The 5069-nt window shown below is 74.7% G+C and carries 2 protein-coding genes; both read left to right on the top strand.

The window, feature by feature from the left end:
* Positions 1-20: 20 nt before the first annotated feature.
* On the top strand, positions 21-4217 hold the full coding sequence (locus ACZ6RT_RS37420; protein ID WP_470158859.1) for an SDR family NAD(P)-dependent oxidoreductase: 4197 nt from the start codon (positions 21-23) through the stop codon (positions 4215-4217).
* 4 nt (positions 4218-4221) lie between these two features.
* The coding region (locus ACZ6RT_RS37415) for a beta-ketoacyl synthase N-terminal-like domain-containing protein (RefSeq protein WP_399197366.1) at positions 4222-5069 on the top strand (848 nt) is incomplete at its 3' end.

The raw sequence follows: 5069 nt of genomic DNA, 5'->3' as shown, positions 1-5069 counted from the left end.
GGGTGGCCGGGGTGATCAAGATGGTGCAGGCGATGCGGCACGGGGTGCTGCCGCCGACGTTGCACGTCACCGAACCCACCCCCCACGTCGACTGGTCGGCCGGACGGGTCGAGCTGCTCACCGGGGCCCGTGCCTGGCCGGCCGGTACCCGGCCCCGCCGCGCGGGCGTCTCCTCGTTCGGCATCAGCGGCACCAACGCCCACCTCATCGTCGAGGAGGCCCCCGCCCCCGGACCCGCGACCCCCCGGAGCGCCCCCGCCCCGGGGCCGATCGCCTGGCCGATCAGCGCCCGCAGCGCCCGGTCCCTGCGCTCCCAGGCCGTCCGGCTGCACGCGGCCGTCACCTCCGGCGACCGGCCCGCCCCCGCCGACGTGGCGCGCACGCTCGCCGGCCGCACCGCCTTCCCCCACCGCGCCGTCGTGACCGCCCACGATCATGACGGCCTCACCGTCGCGCTCTCGGCGTACGCCGCCGGTACGCGGGAACTCGCGGCCGTCGTCGAGGGAGTGGCCGTGGAGCGGCCGAGGACGGCGTTCCTGTTCACCGGGCAGGGCGGGCAGCGCGCCGGGATGGGCCGGGAACTCGCGGCCACCGCGCCCGTGTTCGCCGCCGCCCTCGACGAGGTGTGCGCCGCCCTCGACCCCCACCTCGACAGGCCGCTGCGCGACGTGATGTGGGCCGAACCCGGCAGCCCCGGCGCCGACCTGCTCGACCGGACCGCCTACACGCAACCGGCGCTGTTCGCCTTCGAGGTGGCCGCCTTCCGGCTGCTGGAGTCGTACGGGATGAGCCCCGACCTCGTCGCCGGGCACTCGGTGGGCGAGTACGCGGCCGCGCACGCCGCCGGTGTCTGGTCCCTGGCGGACGCGGCCCGCCTCATCGCCGTCCGCGGCCGGCTCATGCAGGAGCTGCGCGAACCCGGCGCCATGGTCGCGGTGGAGGCGACGGCCGAGGAGGTCGCCGAGACGCTGATCGGGCTGGAGTCGCGCGTCGGCGTCGCCGCCGTGAACGGTCCCGCCGCCGTGGTCGTGTCCGGTGCGGAGCGGGAGTGCCTGGCGCTCGCCGAGCAGTGGCGCTCCCGCGGCCGGCGCACCCGGCGGCTGTCCGTCAGCCACGCCTTCCACTCCCCGCTCATGGAGCCGATGCTGCCCGCGTTCGCCGCCGAGCTGGCGCGGGTGACGTTCGGCCACCCCCGCACGGCCGCCGTCACCGGCATCGACGGGACCTGGACCGACGCCCGCTACTGGCTCGACCAGATCACCCGGCCCGTCCTGTTCCGGACGGCGATCTCCCGGCTGGAGGAGGAGAGAGCCGGTGTCCTCGTGGAGGTGGGGCCGCGGGCGGTGCTGTCCGGCATGGCGCACGACTGCGTCACCCGCGAGGGCACCGTGATCCTCCCCCTGCACCGCCGCGACCGTACCGAACCCGACGCGCTCGCCGACTGCCTGGCCCGCGCCTGGGCGGCCGGGGCGAGCGTGGACTGGTCCGCGCCCGTGGGCGCGGGCGACCACGCGGACCTGCCCACCTACGCCTTCGAGCGCGAGCGCTTCTGGCTCGACCCGCCCGCGGCCGCCGCCGACCTGGCCTCGGCGGGCCTGCGCGAGGCCGGCCACCCGCTGCTCGGCGCGGCCGTCGACCTGCCCGAGGACGGCCCGGACGTGCTGACCGGCAGGCTGTCGGTCACCGCCACGCCGTGGCTGGCCGGGCACGTGGTGTCCGGCACGATCGTGCTCCCCGGGGCAGCGCTCGCCGAGCTGGTCCTGGAGGCCGGTGGCCGGGCGGGCTGCGACCTGGTCGACGAGCTGGTGTTCGAGGCCCCGCTGACGCTGCCCGCGGGCGGCGGCACGGCGGTCCAGGTGGTCGTGGAGCGCGCCGACGCCTCCGGTGCCCGGCCGGTGCGCGTGTACTCGCGCCCCTGCGACGCGAGCTCCGCAAGCTCCGCGGACTCCGCGGACTCCGCGGACTCCGCGGACTCCGCGGACTCCTCCTGGACCCGCCATGTGTCGGCCACGGTCACCCCCGGTGGCGACGGCCCCTCCGCGCCCGGCACCGGTGTCTCGTACCCGTGGGCGGTGGAGTGGCCGCCGGTGGGTGCCGAGCCGGTGGAGGTGGAGGGGGGTTATGAGCGGCTGGCCGAGCGGGGGTACGAGTACGGTCCGGCGTTTCAGGGGTTGCGTGCGGTGTGGCGCCGGGGCGAGGAGCTGTTCGCCGAGGTGGCGCTGCCCGCTGAGATCGACCCGGCCGGGTACGGCGTCCACCCCGCCCTCCTCGACGCCGCCTTCCACCCGCTGCTCGTCGCCGGGGACACCACGACGGTGCGGCTGCCGTTCGAGCTGCGCGGCCTGCGGCTCCTCCAGCCCGGGACGGGCGCGCTGCGGGTCCGCCTGAGGGGCGCGGAGACGGACGAGTGCGCCGTCGAGGCCGCCGACACCGCCGGGCGTCCCGTGCTCTCCCTCGCCTCGATCCGGGTACGGGCGGTCCCGTCCGGGGCGCTGACCGGCTCCGCCCAGGCCGCCTACGGGGTGGACTGGGTCGAGACGCCGGCCGGGGACGGTGTGGCGGAGGCCGTGGTGATCCCGTGCGTGAGCGACCTGCCCGGCATGCCCGCCCGCGTCCGCGAGCTGACCACGCAGGTGCTGGAGGCCATCCGGGACGAGCGGCTGGCCGAGTCCCGGCTGACGTTCGTCACCCGGGCGGGCGACCCGGCGGGTGCCGCGGTGTGGGGGCTGGTGCGGTCGGCGCAGTCGGAGCAGCCCGGCCGGTTCGTCCTGGCCGAGGTCGAGGACGACCACGTCGACTGGGGGCCGCTGGCCGCGGTCACCGAGCCCCAGGTACGCGTCCGCGACGGCAGGATGCTGACCCCCCGGCTCACCCGCCGCACCCTTGAGGCACGACCGCCGGTCCCGGTGTCGGGGACGGTGGTGGTGACCGGTGGTACCGGTGGTCTGGGGGCGTTGGTGGCGCGGCGGTTGGTGACGGGTCATGGGGTGCGGGATCTGTTGTTGCTGTCGCGGCGGGGTCTGTCGGCTCCGGGGGCGGGTGAGCTGGTGGCCGACCTGGAAGGCCTGGGTGCTCGCGTCGAGGTGGTGGCGTGTGATGTGTCCGATCGTGACGCGCTGGCCGCGGTGCTGGACGGGGTGGTGCTGGGTGGGGTGGTGCACACCGCGGGTGTGCTGGACGACGCCGTGGTGGAAGGGCTGTCGGCTTCGCGGTTGGATGCGGTGCTGGCGCCGAAGGCGGACGCGGCCTGGTATCTGCACGAGCTGACCGCCGACCACCGGCTGTCGATGTTCGTGTTGTTCTCCTCCCTGGCCGGGGTGGTGGGCAATCCCGGTCAGGGCAATTACGCGGCCGCGAACGCGTTCTTGGACGCGCTGGCCGCTCACCGCCGCCGGGAGGGTTTGGCGGGGGTGTCGATCGCGTGGGGGTTGTGGGACACGGCCTCGCAGATGACCGGTGGCCTGTCGCCTGCGGATGTGGCGCGTCTGGCGCGTGCCGGGGTGGCGCCGTTGAGCGTGGAGCAGGGCCTGGAGCTGTTCGACGCCGCTCTGGCGAGCCTCGACCCGCTGGTGGTCGCCACCCGCTGGGACGCGGCCGGGTTGCGGGCCCGCGCCGAGGCCGGGGACCTGCCGCCCATGCTGCGCGGCCTCGTCCGCACCCCCCGCCGCACCGCGGGAACCGGGAGCGCCACCGGCGTGGCCGAGCTGATGACCCGTCTCGCCACCCTCACCAGGGACGAGGCGATCCGGTTGCTCACCGAGAGGGTCCGCGTTCACGTCGCCGCCGTCCTCGCCCACGGCAGCCCCGACCAGGTCAGCGTGGACCGCGCCTTCAACCAGCTCGGCTTCGACTCCCTGACCGCCGTCGAACTGCGCAACCGCCTCAACACCGACACCGGGCTCCGCCTGCCGCCCACCGTCGTCTTCGACCACCCCACGATCAGCTCGCTCGCCGAGTTCCTCTTCAGCACGCTCGCACCGGCGCCGCCCTCCCCCGAGGAGATGCTGCGCGGCGCCCTCGAACGCGTGGGATCCATGCTCACCAGCGCCAACGGCGACGGGGAGGCCGTCCGCAGCAAGCTCGTCGCCGTACTGCAGAGCGGCCTGGCCAGATTCGGCGCGGCACCGGACGGCACGGACCGTCCCGACACGGTGGTGGGAAAGATCGACTCCGCTTCCGACGAGGAGATCTTCGCCCTCATCGACAACGAACTCTGACGACATGAACGCGACCGGAAAGGCCCGACCGATGGGAACCGAGGACAAGCTCCGCGCCTACCTCAAGCGTGCGACCGTCGAGCTGGCGGAGACCCGCAGGCAACTCGCCGACGAGGAGGGTCGCCGGCACGAGCCGGTGGCGATCGTCGGGATGGCCTGTCGTTTTCCGGGTGGGGTGACCGGTCCGGAGGAGTTGTGGGATCTGGTGGCCTCCGGGGGGGACGCGATCAGTGGGTTCCCGGTCGATCGCGGGTGGGATCTGGAGGGGTTGTACGACCCCGACCCCGAGACGCCGGGTACGTCGTACGTGCGTCATGGCGGGTTCGTGCACGATGCGGGGGAGTTCGACGCGGCGTTCTTCGGGATGAGCCCGCGCAGCGCGCTGGCGACCGATCCGCAGCACCGGTTGTTCCTGGAGTCGTGCTGGGAGGCGCTGGAGCGGGCCGGCATCGACCCGGGCACGCTGCGCGGCAGCCGCACCGGCGTCTACGCCGGATGCATGTACGAGCACTACTCCACCCGCTTCCTGGAACTCGCCCCCGGCTCCGTCGAGGGCACCCTCTTCACCTCCAGCGCCTCCAGCGTGCTGTCCGGCCGCGTCTCCTACACCCTCGGCCTCGAGGGACCCAGCATGACCGTCGACACGGCCTGCTCCTCCTCCCTGGTCGCCATGCACCTGGCCGTGCAGGCGCTCCGGCGCGGGGAGTGCTCGCTCGCCCTCACCGGAGGAGTGACCGTCATGGCCTCACCGGTGCCGTTCGTGGAGTTCTCGCGGCAGCGGGCGTTGTCGGCGGACGGGCGGTGCAAGTCGTTCTCGGCGTCGGCCGACGGTGCGGCGTGGGCCGAGGGGGT

Source organism: Streptosporangium sp. NPDC050148 (genome assembly GCF_055586505.1).
The sequence above is the reverse complement of the archived record's forward strand: the minus strand, read 5'-3'. Positions and strand labels throughout refer to the sequence as shown.

What these genes read in the sequence shown, in the direction of transcription:
- ACZ6RT_RS37420 (WP_470158859.1), top strand. Translation starts at nt 21, where the DNA reads ATGGTGCAGGCGATGCGGCACGGGGTGCTGCCGCCGACGTTGCACGTC.